This is a genomic window from Methyloversatilis discipulorum, assembly GCF_000385375.1.
In the GTDB taxonomy this organism is placed as follows: Bacteria; Pseudomonadota; Gammaproteobacteria; order Burkholderiales; family Rhodocyclaceae; genus Methyloversatilis; species Methyloversatilis discipulorum_A.
In genome coordinates this window covers 3,607,980-3,629,026 of sequence record NZ_ARVV01000001.1, presented here as the reverse complement: position 1 = coordinate 3,629,026, position 21,047 = coordinate 3,607,980, and the positions used below count along the sequence as shown (strand labels likewise).

The window sequence follows — 21,047 nt, the reverse complement described above, 5'->3', positions numbered from 1 at the left end:
CGCCCGTGACCCTGCCTGCAACCCTGCCCGAGTCCCTGTCCGCCGCGCTGGCCGCGCGCCCGCGCCGCTGGCTGGTGACCGGTGCGGCCGGCTTCATCGGTTCGCATCTGGTCGAAGTGCTGCTGCACGCCGGCCAGAACGTGGTGGCGCTGGACAACTTCTCGACCGGTCATCAGCGCAACCTTGACGAGGTGCTCGGCGGCCTGCCGTCGCAGGCCGCGGCGCGCCTCGATTTCGTCGAGGGCGACATCCGCGATCTGGCGACCTGCGCCCGGGTGTGCAGCGGTGTCGACGTGGTGCTGCACCAGGCGGCGCTCGGCTCGGTGCCGCGTTCGCTGGCCGACCCGATCACCTCGCACGATTCGAACGTCAACGGCTTCCTGAACATGCTGGTCGCGGCGCGCGACGCCGGCGTCGGTCGCTTCGTCTATGCTGCGTCGAGTTCGACCTACGGCGATTCGCCCAATCTGCCCAAGGTCGAGGACGTCATCGGCAAGCCGCTGTCGCCTTACGCGGTGACCAAGTACATCAACGAGCTGTACGCCGATGTGTTCGGCCGCTGCTATGGCCTGCCCTGCGTGGGTCTGCGCTACTTCAACGTGTTCGGCGCGCGGCAGGACCCGGAAGGCGCCTACGCCGCGGTGATTCCGCGCTGGGCGCGCGCGCTGCTGCTCGGCGATACCGTGCAGATCAACGGCGACGGCGAAACCAGTCGCGACTTCTGCTACGTCGACAACGCTGTGCAGGCCAATCTGCTGGCCGGGCTGACCGAGCGTACCGACGCGGTGAACACCGTCTACAACGTTGCCGCTCACCGTCAGACCTCGCTGAATCAATTGTTTGCAGCGATGCGCGACGAACTCGTGAAACGATTCCCGGACATTGCCGGCGCCCGGGCGCACTATCGCGATTTCCGGGCTGGTGACGTGCGCCATTCGCTGGCCGACATCACCCGCGCGCAAACACTTCTTGGCTACGCGCCGACACACGACGTGTCGCGCGGTCTGGCCGAGGCGATGAACTGGTATGTGGCGCGTTTTGCGCCGGCGACGCTTGCCTGACGATGAAGCCTGTACGACTCGCCCTGTTGATTGCCTGCTGCGCCAGCGCGCCGGTGCACGCGCTCGAGCCCGAAGCGGCTGCGCGCAGCCTGCTTGCCGAGGCGCGATCCTTCGAGCACGGCGAGGGCGTGCGACGCGACACCGCCCGCGCGGCGGCGCTCTACTGCCAGGCGGCCAAGCTCGGCGACGCCGAGGCGCAGTTCAACCTGGCCTGGATGTACGCCAACGGACGCGGTGTGGACCGCGACGACGCGCTGGCGGCGACCTTCTTCGATCTGGCGGCCCGCCAGGGTCACGAACACGCGCAGCGCATGCTGCGCTTCACCGGTGCGCCGACGCGCGAACTGCCGCTGTGCATGCAGGATCCACCGGAGCCCGAACCGGTGATGGTTGCCGACATCGATCCCGATCTCGAAGCGGCCTTCGGTACTACCGCCGACCGCAAGCGCGTGATCGAAATCGTGCGCGAACTGGCACCGCATTTCGACATCGACCCGCAACTGGTGCTGGCCGTGATCGGCACCGAGTCGAACTTCAATCCCAAGGCGCGCTCACCGAAGAACGCGCAGGGCCTGATGCAGATGATTCCGGAAACCGCGCAGCGCTTCAACGTGCGCGACACGTATGACCCGGTACAGAACATCCGCGGCGGCATGGCCTATCTGCGCTGGCTGCTCGCCTATTTCGAAGGTGACGTCGTGCTGGCAACCGCCGGCTACAACGCCGGCGAAGGGGCGGTTGACCGCTACAAGGGCGTACCGCCCTACCGCGAGACACGCGAGTACGTGAAGCGCATCCAGACCCTGTTCCGCAAGACCGAGCATCGCTACGACCAGAACGTGACCACGCCTTCGCCGGTGCTGCGCACGCTCGTGTCCCGTCGTGGCTGAGCGCGCACCGGACGATCGCCGGCGCCGCCTCGTCTGCGCAGCGCTGCTGTCGTCGCCGCTGCTGGCGCGCGCCGCGCTGAGCGACACCATCGTGCGCGTCAAGCCGTCCATCGTCATCGTCGGCACCAATATGCGATCGCGCGCGCCCAGCTTCGAACTGAAGGGCAGCGGCTTCGTCATCGGTGACGGCACGCTGGTCGCGACCAATGCACACGTGGCCAGCGTGCCGCTCGACGCCGACCGTTTCGAAACGCTGGCGGTGATCGCCAGCGTCGACGGCCGTCAGCAACTGCGCGAGGCGCGTATCGTCGCGTCGAGCACCGAGAATGATCTGGCGATCCTGAAGATCCAGGGTGCCGCATTGCCGGCGCTGAAGATCGGCGACTCGGCCAACGTGCGTGAAGGCCAGTCGGTGGCCTTCACCGGTTTCCCGATCGGCAGCGTACTGGGCTTCACCCCGGTCACCCATCGCGGCATCGTGTCGGCCATCACCCCGATGGTGATTCCGGTCGATAACGTGAGCCAGCTCAACGCGGCCAACCGCAACCGGCTGGCGCGAGGCACCTTCACCGTGTTCCAGCTCGACGCCACCGCCTACCCGGGCAACAGCGGCAGTCCACTGTTCGATCCGGACAGCGGCGAAGTGATCGGCGTGATCAATATGGTGCTGGTCAAGGCGGGCAAGGAAAGCGTGTTGTCGCAGCCGAGCGGCATCAGTTACGCGATACCGGCCAGCCATCTGTCGGCCCTGCTCGCCACCGTGCGCTGAGGCGGCGCGGGCGCGAAAACCGCGGCTGCTATAATTCGCGGCACTTTCGGCTTATTCTGCCGATCAATCCTGCCGAACCTGCTGCCCCAACGCCCGTCCATGTCCCTGTTTGCGCTCGGTCTCAACCACCACACGGCACCGCTTGCCGTGCGCGAACGCATGACCTTCCTGCCGGAAGCGCTGCCCGATGCGCTCGGCCAGTTGACGCGCGTGCGACCGGTGCAGGAGGCGGCCATCCTGTCCACCTGTAATCGCACCGAGCTGTACTGCGCGACCAACGACCCGGACAGCGCGCTCGACTGGATGGCCGAGTACCACCGCATCGGCCCATCCGAGATCGCCCCCTATATATACAGGCTGGAACACCAGCAGGCGGTGCGCCACGTGTTCCGGGTAGCCAGCGGCCTCGATTCGATGGTGCTGGGCGAGCCGCAGATACTTGGCCAGATGAAGCAGGCGGTGCGCCTCGCAGAGGGCGCAGGCACGCTGGGCGCGTTGCTGCACACGCTGTTCCAGCGCAGTTTCGCCGTCGCCAAGGAAGTGCGTTCGACCACTGCGATCGGCGCCAACATCGTGTCGATGGCGGCGGCGGCCGTGCACCTTTCGGAGCGCATCTTCGGCAGCATTTCCGGCCAGCGCGTGCTCTGTGTCGGTGCCGGCGAAATGATGGAGCTCTGTGCGGCGCACTTCGCCGGCTGTACGCCGCGCGACATGGTGATTGCCAACCGCACGCTGGATCGCGCTCAGGTGCTGGCCGAGCGCTTCGCGCGCAGCGATCTCAAGGTCGGTGCGATCCGCCTCGACGAACTGGGCGAGCGCCTGGCCGACTTCGACATCGTGCTGTCCTGTACGGCCAGTCCGCTGCCCATCATCGGTCTGGGCATGGTCGAGCGGGCGCTGAAGCAGCGCCGGCATCGACCGATGGTGATGGTCGATCTCGCCGTGCCGCGCGACATCGAAGCGGAAGTCGACAAGCTGGGCGACGTATTCCTCTACACCGTCGACGATCTGGCGCAGATCGTCGATTCCGGCCTCGAATCGAGACAGGCGGCCGTGGTCGAGGCGCAGGCCATCATCGATGCGCGGGTGTCCAACTTCCTGCAGTGGGTGCAGGCACGCGAGGCGGTGCCGGCCATCCGTGCGCTGCGCGGTCACGCCGAGGAAATGCGCGCCGCCGAACTCGAACGCGCGCTGCGCGCCATCGCCCGCGGCGAAGCGCCGGACCGCGTGCTCGACACGCTGTCGCGCAATCTGACCAACAAGCTGCTGCACGGGCCGACGCGCTTGCTCAACGAAGCGCCGCCGGAAGCGCGCGAGCAGATCGAAGGGCTGGTCCAGCGCCTGTTCCCGCAGCACGACCGGGACGCCTAGCGGCGCGCCTGTCCGTCCGCCGTGCCGGCCTGTCCGGCGCTCGTTCCTCTCCCCGAATTCCTCCGCATGAAGCCGCGCATCGCCGAAAAACTCGAACAGCTGTCGACCCGTCTGGCCGATCTCGACGCCGCGCTGGCCGATCCGGGCGTCACCGCCGACATCGATCATTACCGCAAGCTCACGCGCGAACACGCCGAGCTGACGCCGGTCATCGCGCTGTACCAGGCCTGGTGCCGGGCGCGCGACGACGGTGAGGCGGCGCGTGGCCTGCTGGCCGACGCCGACATGAAGGAACTGGCCCAGCTCGAAATCGAGCAATCGGCCGCCGACATGGAGCGGCTGGAGGGCGAGCTGCAGCGTGCGCTGCTGCCGAAGGACCCGGATGACGGTCGCAACGTGTTCCTGGAAATCCGGGCCGGCACGGGCGGCGACGAATCGGCGCTTTTCGCGGCCGACCTGTTCCGCATGTATTCGCGCTACGCCGAGCGCAATCGCTGGAAGGTCGAAGTGGTGTCGGCCAGCGAGTCGGATCTGGGCGGCTACCGCGAAATCATCGCCCGGGTGACCGGTGACGGCGTCTATCAGCGGCTCAAGTTCGAATCCGGCGGCCATCGCGTGCAGCGCGTGCCGGTGACCGAAACCCAGGGCCGTATCCACACCTCGGCGTGCACCGTTGCGGTGATGGCCGAGGTCGATGAGGTGGCCGAGATCGACATCAATCCGGCCGACCTGCGCATCGACACCTTCCGCGCCTCCGGCGCCGGCGGTCAGCACATCAACAAGACCGACTCGGCGGTGCGCATCACGCACATTCCGACCGGCATCGTGGTCGAGTGTCAGGACGACCGCAGTCAGCACCGCAACAAGGCGCAGGCGATGTCGGTGCTGGCGGCGCGCATCCGCGACGCACAGGTGCGCGCGCGCGACAGCCAGATCGCCTCGACCCGCAAGAGCCTGGTCGGCAGCGGCGACCGTTCGGAACGCATCCGCACCTACAACTTCCCGCAGGGCCGGATGACCGATCACCGCATCAACCTGACGCTGTACAAGCTGGACGCCATCATGGACGGCGACCTGGGCGAACTGATGGACGCGCTGGCGCACGAGCACCAGGCCGAACAGCTCGCGCAGCTGGCGGAGGAGGGCGCCTGACCGGCGCCCACCCATGACGCTCGACGACTGGCTGCGCGCCGCGCGCGCCCGCATCGACAGTCGCGATGCCCAGGTTCTGGCCGCGCACGCGCTGGGCTGCGACCGCGCCGGCCTGATCGCGCGCGGGCGCGACGCGCTGGACGAGGCCGCGCTGGCCACTCTCGATTCCCTGCTTGAACGGCGCGCGGCCGGCGAGCCGGTGGCCTATCTGGTCGGCCGGCGTGAATTTTTCGGGCTGGATCTGGCGGTCGCGCCCGGCGTGCTGATTCCGCGGCCGGAAACCGAGGGGCTGGTGGACCTGGCGCTGGCGCGCATCGCCGGCCTCGCGTCGCCGCGTGTGCTTGACGCCGGCACCGGCTCCGGCGCCATCGCGCTGGCGATCAAGGCGCAGTGTCCGCAGGCGCAACTGACCGCGCTCGACCGCTCCGAAGCGGCGCTGGCGATCGCCCGCGGCAACGCGCAGCGGCTCGGGCTTGAAGTCCGCTTCGTCGCCTCAAACTGGCTGGAAGCGATCGTCGACGAAGGCTTCGATTGCATCGTGTCGAATCCGCCGTATATTCGGGCGGACGATCCGCATCTGGCGCAGGGCGACCTGCGTTTCGAGCCACCGGCAGCGCTGGCCAGTGGTGAGGACGGGCTGGATGCCTTGCGCACGCTGTGCCGGCAGGCGCCGCAGCGACTGGCCGAAGGCGGCTGGCTGCTGTGCGAACACGGTTACGATCAGGCGCCGGCAGTACGCGCGCTGATGCGTTGCGCCGGGCTTGCCGACGTCGCGTCGTGGCGCGATATTGCCGGCATCGAACGGGTCAGCGGAGGACGGCTGGCCCCGGAATGATCCGACGTGGATGAGGCGTTTGCGCCCCGTCTGCGTCCCTACACACTGTCCGTGCGCAGGCGCGGTCAGACAGCTGACTTTCAAACATCCGCAAAGGAAAGAGACATGAGCGCCCAGGAACGCATCAAGGAAACCGTTACCGGCAACCCGGTCGTGCTGTACATGAAGGGCACGCCGCAGTTCCCGCAGTGCGGCTTCTCCGCCACTGCCATCCAGATCCTGAAGCACCTCGGCGTGCAGAACCTGCACACCGTGAACGTGCTCGAAGACGCCGAAATCCGCCAGGGCATCAAGGATTACGCCAACTGGCCGACCATCCCGCAGCTCTACATCCGCGGCGAGTTCATCGGCGGCTGCGACATCATGAAGGAGATGTTCCAGTCGGGCGAACTGCAGAAGGAACTGGAAGGCCTCTGATCGGCGCCCGTCGTGCGCGGGAGCGGGTTAGCCCGCCTCCGCGCATGCGCGGGCTCCTTGCGGCGCGCTTCAGTCCGTAGTCGGCAAGGGCTGCGGATTGCCGTTCCACACCCATTCGAGCAGCGCCTCCAGCACCGGCTGAGCGCGCTTCGCGTTCGGGTGGTTAAGCCAGGCGACCATCAGCACGCGCTGACCGTTGCGGTCCAGCACATAGCCGGCGATCGAGCGCGTATCGGCCAGCGAGCCGGTCTTCAGGTGGGCCTGGCCGGCCAGCGGCGATGTTTTCAGCCGCCGGCGCAGCGTGCCGTCGACCGCCAGCACCGGCATCGACGACACGAATTCGGGCATGACCGGGCTGGCCCAGGCGCGGCGCAGCAGCGCCGCCAGGTCATAGGCCGAAAGCCGCTCCGTCCGTGACAGACCCGAGCCGTTGTCCATCACCAGGCTGGGCAGCGGCAGGTTGCGCTGCGCCGCCCAGGCACGCACGCCAGCGGCCGCACCGACCGTGTCCGCCGGCACACCGGACGGGGACAGCGCGAGGAAGAGCTGGCGCGCCATCACGTTGTTGCTGTACTTGTTGATGTCGCGGATCACCTCGGCCAGCGGCGGCGAATCGATGCCGCCGAGCACCGCTGCGTTGATCGGCACAACCCCTTCGCGCACGCGGCCGGTGATGCGTCCGCCCAGTTCCGCCCACATCGCGCGCAGCGCGCGGGCGAAGAAGTCGGCATGCGGCAGCGGCGCGACATTCCAGATGCGCTCGCCGCAATCGCGCGCGTAGCGGCCGCTGATCTGCAAGGTCAGCGCACCATTGCCGGCCGGTTGGACGGCGGCGAACAGCGTGTCCTTCCAGTCGCCGCAGTCGCCCGCCACCAGCTGTACCCGGTTGTCGATCTGCACGCCATCCAGCGGCGGTTCCGACCACAGTACGGGGGCGCCACCTTCGGTGGGCTGCAGCCGGATGCGCAATGCGTTGTGAGCCAGCAGCAGCGCGTCCGGGCCGACGTTGTAGGGCGCCAGCGGTTCGTTGTCGAAGGCGCCCGGGTCGTGCGCGAGCAGAGCGTAGCGGCTGCGATCGGTGATCACGTCGCCGCGGATGTCACGGATGCCGCGGCTGCGCAATTCGCGCAGCAGCAGCCAGAACTGTTCCATCGACAGCGCCGGGTCGCCGCTGCCGCGGATGTAGAGGTCGCCGTCGAGTACGCCGTCGCGCGGCGTCACCGTGGCGAGCAGTTCGGTGCGCCAGCTGTAGGCGGGGCCCAGCGTATCGAGCGCGGCGTAGGTGGTGACCAGCTTCATCACCGACGCCGGGTTCATCGGCTGCTTCGCGCGGTGGCTGATCCGTGCCGGACCGCCTTCGACCGATTGCACCACCACCGATATCGCCGACGGCGGGATGTCGGCCGAGCGCAGCGCCTGCAGTACCGGCGCCGGCAGCACCGCCAGCGCGAGCTGCGACAGCAGGGTCAGCAGCGCACCGAGCAGCAGACGCATCGGCTCAGGCGATGCGCGACAGGTGGCGGCGCACCGAAGCGCTGGCACCCAGCCAGCCGAGCAGCGCGCAGAGGGCCAGCAGCACCGCCCAGTCGAGCACGGCCAGCGGACGCAGCACGAATTCCAGACTGTAGAGGCCGGCCAGTTCGCTCATCGGCTGCGCCAGCATGCGGGTGGCGACCAGCGTCAGTAGGCCGGCAAGCGCGCCGCCGAGCAGGCCCTGCAGCGCGCCGAACCAGTGGAAGGGGCGGCGTATCCAGGCGTCGGTGGCGCCAAGCAGGCGGCTCACTTCGATCTCGTCGCGCTGGGTCAGCAACTGCAGCCGTATCGTGTTGAAGGTCACCGCGACCAGACCGAGGCCGAGCACGCCGGCCAGCATGGACAGCGCCTGCCGGCCGAGCGCGATCAGCGCGTCCAGCCGCTTGGCCCAGTCGGAATCGAGCTGCACGTGTTCGACTTCGGGCAGCTTCGCGAGGTCGGCGCGCAGCGCTTCGAGGCGCTCGGCGTCGGCGTCCTTCAGCCGCACGACGAAGGCGTCGGCGAAGGGGTTGTCCGGCAGCGCGTCGAGGATTTCGGCCAGCGCGTCGTTGTCGCGGAAGCGCTTCAGCGCCGCGTCGCGCGAAATCAGTTCGACGCGGCCCTCCTTGGCCAGCGCGCGGATCTTCTTCTCGCTGTCCTTCACCACGTCGGCGCTCGCACCCGGCTGCATGAACACCGATATTTCCGGCGCGGCGCTGACATTGCCGGCCAGCCGCTGCAGATTGCCGAGCAGCATGTAGCCGGTGGCCGGCAGTGCGGCGGCGATGCCGACCACCAGTGCGGCCAGCAGCGTGTTGAAGGGCTGGCGGACCATCTGCCGGGCGGCGCGCAGCCCTGCGCGCATCTGTAGACGCAGCCAGTTCATTGCAGCTTCCCGTGTGCCAGCGACAGCCGGCGCGGTGCGTAGCGTTCGAACAGCCCGCCGTCGTGCGTGGTCAGCAGCACGGTCACGCCCGCTTCGTTGAACGAGCGGAACAGGTCGGCGATGTCGCGCGCGTAGGCGTCGTCGAGGTGGGCGGTCGGTTCGTCGGCGAGCAGGATCTGCGGCCGGTTCACGATGGCGCGGGCGATGGTGAGGCGCTGCTGTTCGCCGCCGGACAGTTCGACCGGCATCGCCTTGTCGCGACCGGCCAGGCCGACCCGTTCCAGCGCGGCGCTGACCCGCTTTGCCGCCTCGCGCGGCGGGTGGCTGCTGATGGCCAGCGGCAGCATCACGTTGTCGAAGGCGCTGCGATCGAACAGCAGGCGCTGGTCCTGCATGATGAGCCCGATCGAGCGGCGCCAGTAGGGCAGGGCGGCGCGCTTGAGCGCCGATACGTTCTCGCCGCCGACCAGCACCTGGCCTTCGGTCGGCCGTTCGAGTACCGCCAGCAGCTTGAGCAGCGTGCTCTTGCCGGCGCCGGAGTGGCCGGTCACGACCACCATTTCGCCGCGTGCGATGTCGATGTCGACGCGTTCGAGTGCGGTGTGGCCGCCGGGGTAACGCTTGGTAACCTGTTCGAAACGGATCATGCGTCGATCAGGCGCCTTGCGGAGTGTCGAACAGCGCGTCGACGAATTCGGCGGCGCGGAAGGGCTGCAGGTCGTCCACGCCTTCGCCGACGCCGATGTAGCGCAGCGCGATCGGGCGCGACGGCGCATGCTGCTTGGCGATGGCGGCGATGACGCCGCCGCGCGCGGTGCCGTCCAGCTTGGTCATGACCAGGCCGGTCACACCGATGGCGGCGTCGAAGGCTTTCACCTGCGCCAGCGCGTTCTGGCCGATGTTGCCGTCCAGTACCAGCAGCACCTCGTGCGGGCCGGTCGGGTCGGCCTTGGCGATCACCCGCTTCACCTTGGCGATCTCGTCCATCAGGTGCAGCTGCGTGGGCAGGCGGCCGGCGGTGTCGGCAAGCACGACATCGATATTGCGTGCGCGGGCGGCATTGACGGCGTCGAACACGACCGCAGCGGGGTCGCCGGAATCCTGCGCGATCACCGCCACGTTGTTGCGGGCGCCCCAGGTTTCCAGCTGCTCGCGCGCGGCGGCACGGAAGGTGTCACCGGCAGCCAGCAGCACGCTCTTGCCCTGGGCCTGGAAGTGCTTGGCCAGCTTGCCGATCGAGGTGGTCTTTCCGGCGCCATTGACGCCGGCGATCATGATGATGAAGGGCTTGTGCGCGTCCAGATCGAGCGGCATTTCCAGCGGTGCGATCAGCTTTGTCAGCTCTTCCTTCAGCACGTCGCGCAGCCTGGCCGGGTCCTCGATCCGCTCGCGGCGCACGCGCTCGCGCAGCACGTCCAGCAGGTGGGTGGTGGCGTCGAGGCCGACGTCGGAGGTGATGAGCAGGGTTTCCAGCTCTTCCAGCAGTTCGTCGTCGACCTTGGTGCGCGAAAACAGCGCGCTGAGCTGGCCGCCGAGCTGAGCACGGGTCTTCGACAGCCCGGCACGCAGGCGCTGCGCCCAGGACAGTTTCGGCGCGGCCGCCTCGGGCGCGCTATCCTGCGCGACCGCAGTCGGCGCAGTTTCCGGCTGCGCGACCGCTTCGGGTGCGGCCGGCTTGTCCTTCTTGAAGAAACCAAACATGTGGGGGACGGTCAGTGAAGCACCGTGCAGACAGCCGCACGGCTTGAAAATACAGGCGCGATCAAGGGTTTGGCCCGGATCGCGTACTTTGGCGGAGAGTGTATCAGATGGATTTGCGCCGTTTTTCCAATGGCATCGCACTGTGTGGCGCACTGGCCCTGACGCTTGCAGTGGCGTCACCGGCCCGCGCCAACCCCTTTGAAACCACCTTGAGCAACGGCCTGCGCGTCATCGTCAAGGAAGATCGCCGGGCGCCGGTGGCGATGCACATGGTGTGGTACCGCGTCGGCGCGATGGACGAGAAGGACGGCACCACCGGTGTCGCCCACCTGCTCGAACACATGATGTTCAAGGGCACGAAGAAACTGAAGCCGGGCGAGTTCAACGACATCGTCGCCCGCGCCGGCGGCAACGACAACGCCTTCACCAGCCACGACTACACCGCCTATTTCCAGCGCGTACCCGCCGCGGCGTTGCCGAAGATGATCGAGCTCGAAGCGGACCGCATGCGCAATCTGGTCATCGGTGACGACGAGTTCGCGCGCGAGCTGAAGGTGGTGATGGAAGAGCGCCGGCTGCGCACCGACGACCAGCCGCAGTCGCAGATGCACGAACAGCTGATGGCCAGCGCCTTCATCGCCCACCCCTACCGCCGTCCGGTCATCGGCTGGATGAACGATCTGGAGAACATGCGTCCGGACGACGCGCGCGACTGGTACCGGCTCTGGTACGCGCCGAACAACGCCTACGTGGTGGTGGTCGGCGACGTCGACCACAAGAAGGTATTCGAGCTGGTGAAGAAGCACTACGGACACATGAAGCCGGTTGCGCAGCCGGTGCGCAAGGTGACTGCCGAGCCGCCACAGACCGGCGAGCGCCGCATCACCGTCAAGGCGCCGGCCGAACTGCCACAACTGGCGATGGCGTGGAAGGTGCCGAAGCTGAGCGACGTCGAGAACGATCGCGAACCGTACGCGCTGGAGGTGCTGGCCGGCATTCTCGACGGTCACGCGGCGTCGCGCCTGCCGCGCGCGCTGGTGCGCAGCAGCCAGATCGCGGTCGAGGTGGGCGCCTACTACGACTCGACCGCGCGCGGCGAGGTGACTTTCATGCTCGGCGGTACGCCGGCCAAGGGGCACACGGTGGCCGAACTGGAGACCGCGCTGCGGGCGGAAGTGAAGCGCATCGCCGATGAAGGTGTGTCGGCGGCCGAACTCGAGCGCATCAAGACGCTGACCGTTGCTTCGCAGATATACAAGCTCGATTCCACCTATGTGCAGGCGATGGAGATCGGTCGCCTTGAAGCGTCCGGCTACCGCTGGCAGGACGCCGACCGCATGCTGGAAAAGCTGCGCTCGGTCACCGCCGACGAGGTGCAGGCGGTCGCGCGCAAGTATTTCGGCGACGACACGCTGACCGTCGCCGTGCTCGATCCGCAGCCGCTCGACCCGGACGCGAAGCCCCGCGCCAAGCCGGCCGGTCTGCGCCACTGATGCGTACGCACAACGATTTCCTGCAGGTGATTCCGATGATCCGATTCTTCCGCAGCGCGCTGCTGCGCGCAGTCAGCGTGCTGGCGTTCGCAACGCCGGCGCTGGCCAATGTCGATATCCAGCACTGGACGGCCGCCAACGGCGCACGCGTCTATTTCGTCGAAAGCCACGTGCTGCCGATACTCGACGTACAGGTCGATTTCGACGCCGGCTCGGCGCGTGACCCCGAGGGACGCAGCGGCCTCGCCGGCATGACTCATGGCCTGCTCGACTCCGGTGCCGGTGGCCTCGACGAGGACGCGCTGGCCGAAAAGCTCAGCGATCTCGGCGCCCGCCTGTCCGGTTCGGCCGACAACGACCGCGCCGGGCTGTCGCTGCGCACACTGGCCAGCGCACGTGAGCGCGAGGGCGCGCTGGCGCTGATGCGCACCGTGCTGACGGCGCCCGAATTTCCGGCCGCCGTGCTCGAACGCGAGAAGGCGCGTGCCATCGCCAGCCTGCGCGAAGCCGACACCAAACCGGACCAGATCGGCGCCAAGCGCTTCGCGAAAGCGCTGTATGGCGACCACCCCTACGGCCGCAGCGCCACTGTCGAGTCGATCGCCGCCATCACCCGCGACGACGTGCTGGCGCACTACCGCCGCCATTACGTCGCCTCGCGCGCGGTGGTGTCCATCGTCGGCGACGTGACGCGCGAACAGGCGGAAGCGATCGCGCTGCAGCTGACCGGCGACCTGCCGGCCGGCGAACCGCTGCCGCCGATCGCCGACGTGACGATGCCCAAGGCCGCGACCGAGCGCGTCGCGCATCCGGCCAACCAGAGCCACATCTTCGTCGGTCAGCCGGTGACCCGCCGCGGTGACCCGGATTTCTTCCCGCTGCAGGTCGGCAACTACATCCTCGGCGGCGGTGGCTTCGTGTCGCGGCTGACCAAGGAGGTGCGCGAGAAGCGCGGATACGCCTACAGCGTGTACAGCTATTTCAGCCCGCAGCGCCAGCCCGGTCCGTTCCAGATCGGTCTGCAGACGCAGCGCGCCCAGGCGGCGGATGCGCTGAAGGTGGTTGATGAAACGCTGGCGTCCTTCATCGCCAAAGGCCCGACCGCTGACGAGCTGAAGGCGGCCAAGCGCAATCTGGTCGATGGCTTCTCGCTGCGCCTGGACAGCAATCGCAAGCTGCTCGACAGCCTCGCGACCATCGGTTTCTACGGGCTGCCGCTGGACTGGCTCAGCAAGTTCCAGGAACGGGTCGAGGCGGTGACGGCGGCACAGGTGAAGGAGGCTTTCCAGCGCCGCCTGTCCGCCGACCACATGGTGCGGGTGATCGTCGCCGGCGACTGAGGACCGGCTGCGGCCTGCGGCGGCGCCCGGCTTCACGAAACAAGGCGCCACAAGTGCCTGCGGGCGCGCAGGTAGAATCTCGGCATGTCCCGCATACGCATCATCGGCGGCCAGTGGCGCAGCCGCCTCCTTCCGGTCGCGGCGGTGCCGGGGCTGCGTCCCACTCCGGATTCGGTGCGCGAACGCCTGTTCAACTGGCTGGGCCAGGACCTGAACGGGCTGCATTGCCTCGATCTCTTTGCCGGCACCGGCGTGCTCGGCTTCGAGGCCGCGTCCCGCGGCGCCGCCTCGGTCACGCTGGTCGAGCGCGATGCCCGCGCATTCGGCAAGCTGCGCGAAGCGGTCGAACTGCTGCCCGCACCACAGGTCAGGCTGGTCAGGGGCGATGCGCTAGAATTCGCCGCCCAGCCACCGCAGCGCTTCGATGTACTCTTTCTCGACCCGCCTTACGGCAAGGGTCTGCTCGATCGCGTGGTACCGCATCTGCCGCACCTGCTGACCGACGACGCGGTGATCTACTGCGAGGCCGAACAGCCCGTGCCGGCGCTCGGCGATTACCGGGCGACGCGGGCGGGGCGGGCAGGGCAAGTCCATTACCAGCTGCTGGAACGATCATGAACGGCACCATTGCGGTCTATCCGGGCACTTTCGACCCGATCACGCGCGGCCACGAAGACCTCGTGCGGCGCGCAGCGGCGATGTTCGACCGCGTCATCGTCGGCGTCGCCGAAAGCCGTTCCAAACGGCCCTTCTTCACTACCGAAGAACGGGTCGACATGGCGCGCGAAATACTCGCGGCCTATCCTAACGTCGAGGTGCGCGGGTTTTCCTGCCTGCTGATGGACTTCCTGAGCGAGTGCCAGGCGCGGATCATCGTGCGCGGTCTGCGCGCGGTGTCCGACTTCGAATACGAATTCCAGATGGCCGGCATGAACCGGGTGCTCCGTCCTGACGTCGAAACGGTGTTCCTGACGCCGGCCGATCAGTACATGTTCATCTCGGCGACGATGGTCCGGGAAATCGCCTCGCTGGGCGGTGACGTCAGCAAGTTCGTGCAGCCTTCGGTGCTCGCACGGATAGGCGACAAGGTTGAAGCAATGCGTGGAGGCAAATGAAGTGTCTTTGATAATCACCGACGAATGCATCAACTGCGATGTGTGCGAGCCGGAGTGCCCGAACGGGGCGATTTCGCAGGGACCGGAAATCTATGTGATTGATCCGTCCAAGTGCACCGAGTGCGTCGGCCATTTCGACGAGCCGCAGTGCCAGCAGGTCTGCCCGGTCGATTGCATTCCGCTGGATCCGAACAACAAGGAAACCCGCGAACAGCTGCTGGAGAAGTACAACCACCTCACCGCCAAGGCCTGACGCTCGCCGGCCGCGGCGTGCTCAGGCGGCCGCGGCCGAGATGACCCGCAGTACCGGCGCCTTGAGCGCCGAATCGAGCGCGCTTTCGAGGCGTGCCAGTTCCTCCAGCTGCTGATCGATCGCCGCGCCGTTCTGCCGGAGTTCCTCGATCCGCTCCTCCAGCGTGTCGGTCGCCTCGTGGATGCGCTTGACGCTCTCCAACCGGCGTTTCAGCTGTTTCTGGTGCTCGCGCACCTGGTTCTCGAGCGGCGCCATGATGGCGCGCAGCCAGTGCTCGACGTCGCGGTTCACCACTTCCATGTGCTTGCGCACCTGCACGGCGACGGTTTCGAAGAAGCGCTGCGTGAGCTGGCGCTTTTCGGTGGTGAGCATGTTCAGCCAGGTGTTGAACTGCTGGTGGAAGGCCTTTTCCAGCCGGGTGATGTCCTTCTCGTAACGATGGACCGAGAACGGCACCGGCACGCCCAGCCGCAGGTCGTGTTCGGTCGAGAAGCGCTGGTACATCGCTTCCATCATGCGGAAGATTTCATCCACGCTGGCGGCCGAGCGGGTCAGGCTGTCACGCACGTCGTCGAAGAAGGCGTTCATCGCGTCGCGCAGCTGCAGCGAGAAGTTGGCTGCCTCCATCTGTTCGCGCGTGTGGTTGGTGCGCGCGCGCAGCGCGTCCATGCCGAGGTGGGCGAACAGCACATTGGTCTGCGACGAGAACACGTTTCGTGTGGCGTAGAAACGTTCGAGGCCGCGTTCGAACTCTTCCTTTTCCGCCCGCACCCGCTTCAGCATGTACTGGATGACGCCGCGGTTCTTGCCGCGCAGGTCGGAGAATTCGGCCAGCTGGTCGTCGATGCTGCGTCGGCGGCCGGCCAGCACCTCGCGCGTGCGGGCGATCAGCTCGCGTGCGTCCTTGTCGACGGCGGCGCCGACGATGTCGCGCTTGGCCGGCAGCAGATCCTCGACCAGTGCGCGTTCGAGCTGCGGCAGACGGCTGCGCGACAGCAGCGTGCCGTCATGCTGTATCCGTGCCAGCAGGCCTTTCTGCGCCGACACCGGAAACACGCGCGACTCCGGGATGTCCAGCGTGGCTGCACAGGAGGCGATCTGGCGCGCGATTTCCGACTCGATCTGGGTTTCCGAGCGCAGGCCGTCCCACAGGCTGTCCATCTTGTTCAGTACGGCGATGCGGCCCTGACGCGAACCGCCGGCTGCAGTGACATGCGTCTTCCAGACGCCGAGGTCGCTCTGCGTGACGCCGGTGTCCATGCCGAGCACGAACAGCACGGCGTGTGCCGAGGGCAGCAGCGACAGCGTCAGTTCGGGTTCGGCGCCGATCGCGTTCAGACCCGGCGTGTCGAGGATGACCAGCCCCTGGCGCAGCAGCGGGTGCGGCAGATTGATGATGGCATGGCGCCAGGCCGGCACCTCGACCATGCCCTGCGAATCGGGCTGCAGGCCGTTTTCGCCACTCAGGTCGATGCGGAAGCCCAACGCTTCGGCTTCGCCTATGGCCACCTTGCGCTGTTCGCTGACGCGTCCGAGCGCCTGCTGCATCGCCGCCGTCGAGGTGGTGTCGAGCTCGATGCGCTTCCACGCGCCGGGCTGTGATTTCAGGTCGGACACCGTGGTGGTGCCACGCCGGGTGTCGATCGGCAGCAGGTCTATGCAGGCCGGGCGAGACCCGTCGTACATCAGTTCGGTCGGGCACATCGTGGTGCGGCCCGAGCTGGACGGCAGCACGCGCGCGCCCTGGTCGCCGAAGAAGATGGCATTGATCAGTTCGGACTTGCCGCGCGAGAACTCGGCGACGAAGGCGACGACCAGGCGGTCGTCGCGCAGCTTCTGCAGCAGCTGTTCGATGCACAGATCGTTGTGGCTGTCGTTCAGGTTGCTTTCGAACAGCCAGCCGCGCAGACGCACGATGGTCTGTTCGACCCGCGTACGCCAGGCGCCATATGCCGACAATTCCTCCTGCATGCCCATCGCCGTCTCCTCCACGCAAATGTCAATCTAGCACAGGCGCTGCGCGCTATCGCTGGCAGGTAGGACAGAAGAAGGTCGAACGTCCGCCCATCCGGCGGTTGCGCACCGCCGTGCCGCAGACGCGGCAGGGCTGGCCATCCCGTCCGTAGACGAAATAGGACTGCTGGAAATAGCCGGGTTCGCCGTCGGCATGCATGAAGTCGCGCAGCGTGCTGCCGCCGGCGTCGAGCGCGTCGCGCAGCGTGGCGCGGATCTCGTCGTGCAGACGCGCGCACTGCGGCCGGGTCAGGCGCCGGGCCGCCATGCCCGGGCGCAGGCGGGCACGGAACAGGCTCTCCGACGCGTAAATGTTGCCGACGCCGACCACCACCGCGCTGTCCATGATGGCCAGCTTGATCGCGCATTGCCGCCGCGTCAGTGCGGCGTGCAGCCCGGCGGCGCTGAAATCGTCGCCCAGCGGCTCGGGACCGAGGCCGGCGAGCAGCGGGTGGGTCGCGTCGGCGCCCTCGTGCCACAGCACCGCGCCGAAGCGGCGTGGATCGCGCAGCCGCAGCACGCGGTCGCCGAAGACGATGTCGACATGATCGTGCGTGGCCGCCGGCACGTCGCGGTCGAGCACGCGCAGGCTGCCGGACATGCCGAGGTGCAGGATGAGCGTGCCGCGGTCGAAGCGCAGCAGCAGGTATTTGGCACGCCGGTCGATGTCGCGCAGCGTCTGGCCGGGCAGCGTGGCGGGCAGGTCGGCGGGCACCGGCCAGCGCAGCCGCGCGTTGCGGAGCGTGACCGCGGTCGCCACGCGACCGGTCAGGGGCGCGGCAATGCCACGGCGTGTCACTTCGACTTCTGGCAGTTCAGGCATCGGAAAGGTGAGCCGCGGCACGGCGGCGGGGACGTGTTTTGGAATAAGATCGAAGCCGTTTCCGGCATTGGCGCCGCATAGGGCGGTGCGCCGGGGGCGCTGCAACGAATTCTAGCCGTCACACTCAAAGGCCGTAAGCGCTTCAGTCCGTTGCGAAATCACCCTGGCCACTGGCGATCATGCCCATGACGACCCGACCCCTCCTGCTCGCTGTCCTTCTTCCTCTCGTGCTCGGCGCCTGCGCGCAGACCGCCAAGCGGCCGCCGGTGGCGGCTGCGCCGACCGAGGCTCCGGCAGAGGCCGCGCCGCCACGCGCACCGCAGCTGCCCGAAATCGAACTGACGCGCCAGATCACCTATCAGCTGCTGCTCGGCGAGGTGGCGGCACAGCGCGGCGAACTGGGTCTGTCGGCATCCGCCTATATGGATCTGGCGCAGTCGACCCGCGACCCGCGCATCGCCAAACGCGCGGCCGAAATATCGGCCTTCAGCCGGCAGAACGACATCGCGCTGCAGGCCACCCAGCTCTGGCTGGAACTTGATCCCGAGTCGGTACAGGCGCGGCAGATGCTGACCGGCCTGCTGGTCAACGCGAACCGGCCGCAGGAACTCGAACCGCAACTCGCCAGCCTGCTCGCGCAGGAGGGCAACCAGATAGGCGAAAGTCTGCTGCGGCTCAACCGTGTGCTGGGGCGCCTGTCGGACAAGGCCGAGGTGCTGGCCATGGTCGATCGCCTGACCGAGCCCTATCTGCAGTACCCGGAAGCATGGTTCGCGCGCTCACAGGCAGCGATGCAGGCGCGCGAGCCGAAGCGTGCACTGGCCGATGCGACCAAGGCGCACGACATGCGCCCGGAATGGGAGCCCGGCCTGCTGCTGAAGGCGCAGGCCACCGCCGAAAGCGATCCGCACGCGGCAACCCGGCTGATGGGTGACTACCTGAAGAAGTATCCGCAGGCGCGCGACGTGCGGCTGCAATATGCACGTTCGCTGGTCGCCGAACGCAATTTCCCCGAGGCGCGCAAGCAGTTCGAGAACATCCTCGGCGGCGCGCCGAACAATCCGGACGTCGTGTTCGCGGTCGGCGTGCTGGCGATGCAGATGCAGGACTACGCTGGCGCGCAGACCTATTTCAAGCGGCTGCTGACGCTGCGCTATCAGGACATGAACCTGATCAAGCTCTATCTCGGTCAGTTGGCCGAGGAGCTGAAGCAGCCGGACGAAGCGCTCGACTGGTATCGCCAGGTCGGGCAGGGGGACCACTACCTCGGCGCGCAAGGGCGTTACGTGCTGCTGCTCAGCCGCACCGGGCGGCTCGACGAAGCGCGTGCCCACCTGCGCGAACTGGCCGCGCGGCCGGGTGGCGACAAGGCGCGTTCGGCGCTGATGGAATTCCAGCTGCTGCGCGATGCGAACCGGGTCGAGGAAGGTTACGCCGTGCTCGAGGAGGCGCTGGTGGCGCAGCCGGACAATGCGGAACTGCTGTACGAGACGGCGATGATCGCCGAGCGGCAGAACCGCATCGAGGTCGCCGAACAGCGTCTGCGCCGGGTGATCGAGGTGAAACCGGATCATGCCCATGCCTACAACGCACTCGGCTATTCGCTCGCCGATCGCAACATCCGCCTCGACGAGGCGCAGGCGCTGATCGCCAAGGGGCTCGAACTGGCGCCGGATGACCCTTTCATTCTCGACAGCATGGGCTGGGTGCTGTTCCGGCGCGGCGATCTGAACGGCGCCCTGACCTATCTGGAGCGCGCTTTCGCGATCCGGCCCGACCCGGAAATCGCCGCTCACCTCGGCGAAGTGCAGTGGCTGCTCGGTCGTCGCGAGGACGCCGAGAAGCTGTGGCGCACGGTTGCTGCACAGCATCCGGACAACGCCGCGCTGGAATCGACCATCAAGCGCTACATCCCGTGATGCGCGTGCTGCTGTGTGCCGGCGCTCTGGCGCTGGCCGGTTGTGCCGCGCTGCCGCCGCCGGCTGTCGAAGATCCGCAGGTGCTCGCGCTGCGCGAACGTGCGCGTGACGCGGTCAATCCCGCTTTTTCGCTGAGCGGGCGCTTCGTCGTGAAAGGGCCCGAACAGACCGCCTCGGCGGCGCTGGACTGGCAGCATGCCCGCGATCGCGACGAGCTGCAGATCAACGGACCACTCGGCAAGGTATTGGCGCAGCTGGTGCGCGACGAGCAGGGGGTGCGCCTGATCGACGAGCGCCAGCGCGTCACCGAGGCGGCGACGCTCGACGAACTGTCGCGTGCGGTGTTCGGCGCCGAACTGCCGCTGTCGCGGGCCGCCTACTGGGTGACCGGTCGGCCGGGGAGTGCCGACGTGCGGTCGCGCGACGCCGCCGGCCGTGTCGCGGTGCTGACCGAACAGTCCTGGCGGGTCGAATTCACCGAGTACGACGGTGAAAGCCCGGACGCGCTGCCGCGACAGATCGACGCCAGCGACGGCGAACACAGCTTCCGTCTGCGCATCGACGCCTGGTACCCGTTGCCGTGACTGCGCGTATCGACTGGCAGGTCTGGCTCGACGCGCCGGCCAAGATCAATCTGTTCCTGCACGTGACCGGCCGCCGCCCGGATGGCTACCATCTGCTGCAGACCGCCTTCCGCTTCGTCGATTTCGGCGACCGTCTGCGCTTCTCGCCACGGGACGATGGCGAGGTGAGGCGCGTCAACCCGCTGCCCGGCGTGCCCGAGGCCGACGACCTGTGCGTGCGTGCTGCCCGCCTGCTGCAGACGGAAACCGGCTGCCGGCGTGGCGTGGACATCGAACTGGACAAGCGGCTGCCGATGGGCGGTGGCGTCGGCGGCGGCAGTTCCGACGCCGCGACCGTGCTGCTGGCCTTGAACCGACTGTGGGAACTTGATCTGCCGCGCGCGCGGCTGCAGGCGCTGGGGCTGCGGCTGGGGGCCGACGTGCCGGTTTTCGTGTTCGGTCGCAGCGCCTTCGCCGAGGGCGTTGGCGAGCTGTTGCAGCCGCTCGAACTGCGGCCGGCGGCCTACCTCGTCGTGGCGCCCGGCGTGTCGGTACCGACGCCACGGATTTTTGCCGACCCGGAATTGACACGAAATACTGAAGCTTGCACAATAGCGGACTTTGCTGCAGCAGCCGACTCGGCGGCGCTTTTCGGGCGCAACGATCTTGAGCCGGTCGCGGCAAGGCTGTACCCGGAAGTCAGACAGGCCATCGACATGCTGGCGGCACTGGCCGGGCGTGGCGCGGTAAGAATGAGCGGTTCGGGCGCGTGCGTGTTTGTACAATGCGCCGATCTGCAGGCAGCACAGGATTTGATGAAGGCGTCGTCGGCATCGTGGCCGGCGGGCTGGCAGGGATTCGTTGCACAGGGGCTGGACGAGCACCCGCTGTACCGGATGACTGCACAGGTTTGACGCCGTGTGGCGCAGGAGCG

21 protein-coding genes are annotated in these 21,047 nt (G+C 67.7%); 15 read left to right on the top strand and 6 right to left on the bottom strand.

Going from position 1 to position 21,047, the window contains the following annotated elements; all coding sequences use genetic code 11:
* Nucleotides 1-5: 5 nt before the first annotated feature.
* From METRZ18153_RS0116895 to grxD, 7 genes are all read left to right on the top strand, one after another.
* Nucleotides 6-1,061: an SDR family oxidoreductase gene (locus tag METRZ18153_RS0116895; RefSeq protein ID WP_020165853.1), complete on the top strand. Its 1,056-nt coding sequence runs from the start codon at nt 6-8 to the stop codon at nt 1,059-1,061.
* 2 nt (nt 1,062-1,063) lie between these two features.
* On the top strand, nt 1,064-1,951 hold the full coding sequence (locus METRZ18153_RS0116890; RefSeq protein WP_029143843.1) for a lytic transglycosylase domain-containing protein: 888 nt from the start codon (nt 1,064-1,066) through the stop codon (nt 1,949-1,951).
* Nucleotides 1,944-2,720, top strand: a complete 777-nt coding sequence (locus tag METRZ18153_RS0116885; RefSeq protein ID WP_020165851.1) for a S1C family serine protease — start codon at nt 1,944-1,946, stop codon at nt 2,718-2,720. The genes METRZ18153_RS0116890 and METRZ18153_RS0116885 overlap by 8 nt, the downstream gene beginning before the upstream one ends.
* 99 nt (nt 2,721-2,819) lie before the next feature.
* Entirely contained in the window at nt 2,820-4,091 is a 1,272-nt protein-coding gene (hemA, locus tag METRZ18153_RS0116880) for a glutamyl-tRNA reductase (protein WP_020165850.1), read from the top strand.
* A gap of 66 nt (nt 4,092-4,157) precedes the next feature.
* A complete protein-coding gene (gene prfA / locus METRZ18153_RS0116875; protein WP_020165849.1) occupies nt 4,158-5,243 on the top strand; it encodes a peptide chain release factor 1 in 1,086 nt (361 codons plus the stop codon).
* Between the two features lie 13 nt (nt 5,244-5,256).
* Nucleotides 5,257-6,078 (top strand): peptide chain release factor N(5)-glutamine methyltransferase, encoded by an 822-nt coding sequence (gene prmC, locus METRZ18153_RS0116870; RefSeq protein WP_020165848.1) that lies wholly within the window; start codon nt 5,257-5,259, stop codon nt 6,076-6,078.
* A gap of 105 nt (nt 6,079-6,183) precedes the next feature.
* Nucleotides 6,184-6,495: a Grx4 family monothiol glutaredoxin gene (grxD, locus tag METRZ18153_RS0116865; protein WP_020165847.1), complete on the top strand. Its 312-nt coding sequence runs from the start codon at nt 6,184-6,186 to the stop codon at nt 6,493-6,495.
* 69 nt (nt 6,496-6,564) lie between these two features.
* Here the strand turns inward: grxD and dacB are convergent, their stop codons facing one another.
* From dacB to ftsY, 4 genes are read right to left on the bottom strand one after another with little or no spacing between them, the layout of a single operon-like run.
* Nucleotides 6,565-7,989 (bottom strand): D-alanyl-D-alanine carboxypeptidase/D-alanyl-D-alanine endopeptidase, encoded by a 1,425-nt coding sequence (dacB, locus tag METRZ18153_RS0116860; protein WP_020165846.1) that lies wholly within the window; start codon nt 7,987-7,989, stop codon nt 6,565-6,567.
* A 4-nt stretch (nt 7,990-7,993) separates the two neighbouring features.
* Nucleotides 7,994-8,893 carry a permease-like cell division protein FtsX gene (gene ftsX / locus METRZ18153_RS0116855; protein WP_020165845.1) on the bottom strand — a complete coding sequence of 300 codons (900 nt, stop codon included), beginning with the start codon at nt 8,891-8,893 and terminating at the stop codon, nt 7,994-7,996.
* Nucleotides 8,890-9,540 (bottom strand): cell division ATP-binding protein FtsE, encoded by a 651-nt coding sequence (locus METRZ18153_RS0116850; protein WP_020165844.1) that lies wholly within the window; start codon nt 9,538-9,540, stop codon nt 8,890-8,892. Before METRZ18153_RS0116850 ends, ftsX begins: the two co-directional genes overlap by 4 nt.
* A 7-nt stretch (nt 9,541-9,547) precedes the next feature.
* Entirely contained in the window at nt 9,548-10,594 is a 1,047-nt protein-coding gene (gene ftsY, locus METRZ18153_RS0116845; RefSeq protein ID WP_020165843.1) for a signal recognition particle-docking protein FtsY, read from the bottom strand.
* A gap of 107 nt (nt 10,595-10,701) precedes the next feature.
* Here ftsY and METRZ18153_RS0116840 point away from each other — a divergent pair, with 107 nt between their 5' ends.
* The 5 genes from METRZ18153_RS0116840 to METRZ18153_RS0116820 all read left to right on the top strand — a co-directional run bounded on the left by METRZ18153_RS0116840 (nt 10,702) and on the right by METRZ18153_RS0116820 (nt 14,795).
* Nucleotides 10,702-12,087, top strand: a complete 1,386-nt coding sequence (locus METRZ18153_RS0116840) for a M16 family metallopeptidase (RefSeq protein WP_020165842.1) — start codon at nt 10,702-10,704, stop codon at nt 12,085-12,087.
* Nucleotides 12,087-13,427: a M16 family metallopeptidase gene (locus METRZ18153_RS0116835; protein ID WP_020165841.1), complete on the top strand. Its 1,341-nt coding sequence runs from the start codon at nt 12,087-12,089 to the stop codon at nt 13,425-13,427. Before METRZ18153_RS0116840 ends, METRZ18153_RS0116835 begins: the two co-directional genes overlap by 1 nt.
* Before the next feature lie 84 nt (nt 13,428-13,511).
* Nucleotides 13,512-14,045, top strand: coding sequence for a 16S rRNA (guanine(966)-N(2))-methyltransferase RsmD (rsmD, locus tag METRZ18153_RS0116830; protein WP_020165840.1), 534 nt, complete (start codon nt 13,512-13,514; stop codon nt 14,043-14,045).
* Nucleotides 14,042-14,542, top strand: coding sequence for a pantetheine-phosphate adenylyltransferase (gene coaD, locus METRZ18153_RS0116825; protein WP_020165839.1), 501 nt, complete (start codon nt 14,042-14,044; stop codon nt 14,540-14,542). Before rsmD ends, coaD begins: the two co-directional genes overlap by 4 nt.
* A 1-nt stretch (nt 14,543) precedes the next feature.
* Nucleotides 14,544-14,795, top strand: coding sequence for a YfhL family 4Fe-4S dicluster ferredoxin (locus METRZ18153_RS0116820; protein ID WP_029143842.1), 252 nt, complete (start codon nt 14,544-14,546; stop codon nt 14,793-14,795).
* 21 nt (nt 14,796-14,816) lie between these two features.
* Here the strand turns inward: METRZ18153_RS0116820 and METRZ18153_RS0116815 are convergent, their stop codons facing one another.
* Both METRZ18153_RS0116815 and mutM read right to left on the bottom strand, forming a co-directional pair.
* A complete protein-coding gene (locus METRZ18153_RS0116815; RefSeq protein ID WP_020165837.1) occupies nt 14,817-16,772 on the bottom strand; it encodes a dynamin family protein in 1,956 nt (651 codons plus the stop codon).
* A 46-nt stretch (nt 16,773-16,818) separates the two neighbouring features.
* The gene (gene mutM / locus METRZ18153_RS0116810; protein ID WP_020165836.1) at nt 16,819-17,631 is read right to left on the bottom strand and encodes a bifunctional DNA-formamidopyrimidine glycosylase/DNA-(apurinic or apyrimidinic site) lyase; all 813 of its coding nucleotides are present in this window, start codon (nt 17,629-17,631) and stop codon (nt 16,819-16,821) included.
* Between the two features lie 185 nt (nt 17,632-17,816).
* Here mutM and METRZ18153_RS0116805 point away from each other — a divergent pair, with 185 nt between their 5' ends.
* Genes METRZ18153_RS0116805 through ispE form a run of 3 tightly spaced genes read left to right on the top strand, consistent with a single transcriptional unit; the run spans nt 17,817 to nt 21,027 of the window.
* Complete coding sequence (locus METRZ18153_RS0116805) at nt 17,817-19,550, top strand: tetratricopeptide repeat protein (RefSeq protein ID WP_029143841.1); 1,734 nt, start codon at nt 17,817-17,819, stop codon at nt 19,548-19,550.
* A complete protein-coding gene (gene lolB / locus METRZ18153_RS0116800) occupies nt 19,550-20,134 on the top strand; it encodes a lipoprotein insertase outer membrane protein LolB (protein ID WP_020165834.1) in 585 nt (194 codons plus the stop codon). Before METRZ18153_RS0116805 ends, lolB begins: the two co-directional genes overlap by 1 nt.
* Nucleotides 20,131-21,027: a 4-(cytidine 5'-diphospho)-2-C-methyl-D-erythritol kinase gene (gene ispE, locus METRZ18153_RS0116795; protein WP_020165833.1), complete on the top strand. Its 897-nt coding sequence runs from the start codon at nt 20,131-20,133 to the stop codon at nt 21,025-21,027. The genes lolB and ispE overlap by 4 nt, the downstream gene beginning before the upstream one ends.
* Nucleotides 21,028-21,047 lie beyond the last annotated feature (20 nt).

Excerpts from the sequence above, each read along its gene's own strand:
- ftsX (WP_020165845.1), bottom strand. The coding sequence starts at position 8,893 with ATGAACTGGCTGCGTCTACAGATGCGCGCAGGGCTGCGCGCCGCCCGG.
- lolB (WP_020165834.1), top strand. The coding sequence starts at position 19,550 with ATGCGCGTGCTGCTGTGTGCCGGCGCTCTGGCGCTGGCCGGTTGTGCC.
- METRZ18153_RS0116850 (WP_020165844.1), bottom strand. The coding sequence starts at position 9,540 with ATGATCCGTTTCGAACAGGTTACCAAGCGTTACCCCGGCGGCCACACC.
- rsmD (WP_020165840.1), top strand. The coding sequence starts at position 13,512 with ATGTCCCGCATACGCATCATCGGCGGCCAGTGGCGCAGCCGCCTCCTT.
- METRZ18153_RS0116805 (WP_029143841.1), top strand. The coding sequence starts at position 17,817 with ATGACGACCCGACCCCTCCTGCTCGCTGTCCTTCTTCCTCTCGTGCTC.
- METRZ18153_RS0116890 (WP_029143843.1), top strand. The coding sequence starts at position 1,064 with ATGAAGCCTGTACGACTCGCCCTGTTGATTGCCTGCTGCGCCAGCGCG.
- ftsY (WP_020165843.1), bottom strand. The coding sequence starts at position 10,594 with ATGTTTGGTTTCTTCAAGAAGGACAAGCCGGCCGCACCCGAAGCGGTC.
- grxD (WP_020165847.1), top strand. The coding sequence starts at position 6,184 with ATGAGCGCCCAGGAACGCATCAAGGAAACCGTTACCGGCAACCCGGTC.
- prmC (WP_020165848.1), top strand. The coding sequence starts at position 5,257 with ATGACGCTCGACGACTGGCTGCGCGCCGCGCGCGCCCGCATCGACAGT.
- mutM (WP_020165836.1), bottom strand. The coding sequence starts at position 17,631 with ATGCCTGAACTGCCAGAAGTCGAAGTGACACGCCGTGGCATTGCCGCG.
- METRZ18153_RS0116840 (WP_020165842.1), top strand. The coding sequence starts at position 10,702 with ATGGATTTGCGCCGTTTTTCCAATGGCATCGCACTGTGTGGCGCACTG.
- METRZ18153_RS0116835 (WP_020165841.1), top strand. The coding sequence starts at position 12,087 with ATGCGTACGCACAACGATTTCCTGCAGGTGATTCCGATGATCCGATTC.
- prfA (WP_020165849.1), top strand. The coding sequence starts at position 4,158 with ATGAAGCCGCGCATCGCCGAAAAACTCGAACAGCTGTCGACCCGTCTG.
- coaD (WP_020165839.1), top strand. The coding sequence starts at position 14,042 with ATGAACGGCACCATTGCGGTCTATCCGGGCACTTTCGACCCGATCACG.
- hemA (WP_020165850.1), top strand. The coding sequence starts at position 2,820 with ATGTCCCTGTTTGCGCTCGGTCTCAACCACCACACGGCACCGCTTGCC.
- dacB (WP_020165846.1), bottom strand. The coding sequence starts at position 7,989 with ATGCGTCTGCTGCTCGGTGCGCTGCTGACCCTGCTGTCGCAGCTCGCG.
- METRZ18153_RS0116815 (WP_020165837.1), bottom strand. The coding sequence starts at position 16,772 with ATGGGCATGCAGGAGGAATTGTCGGCATATGGCGCCTGGCGTACGCGG.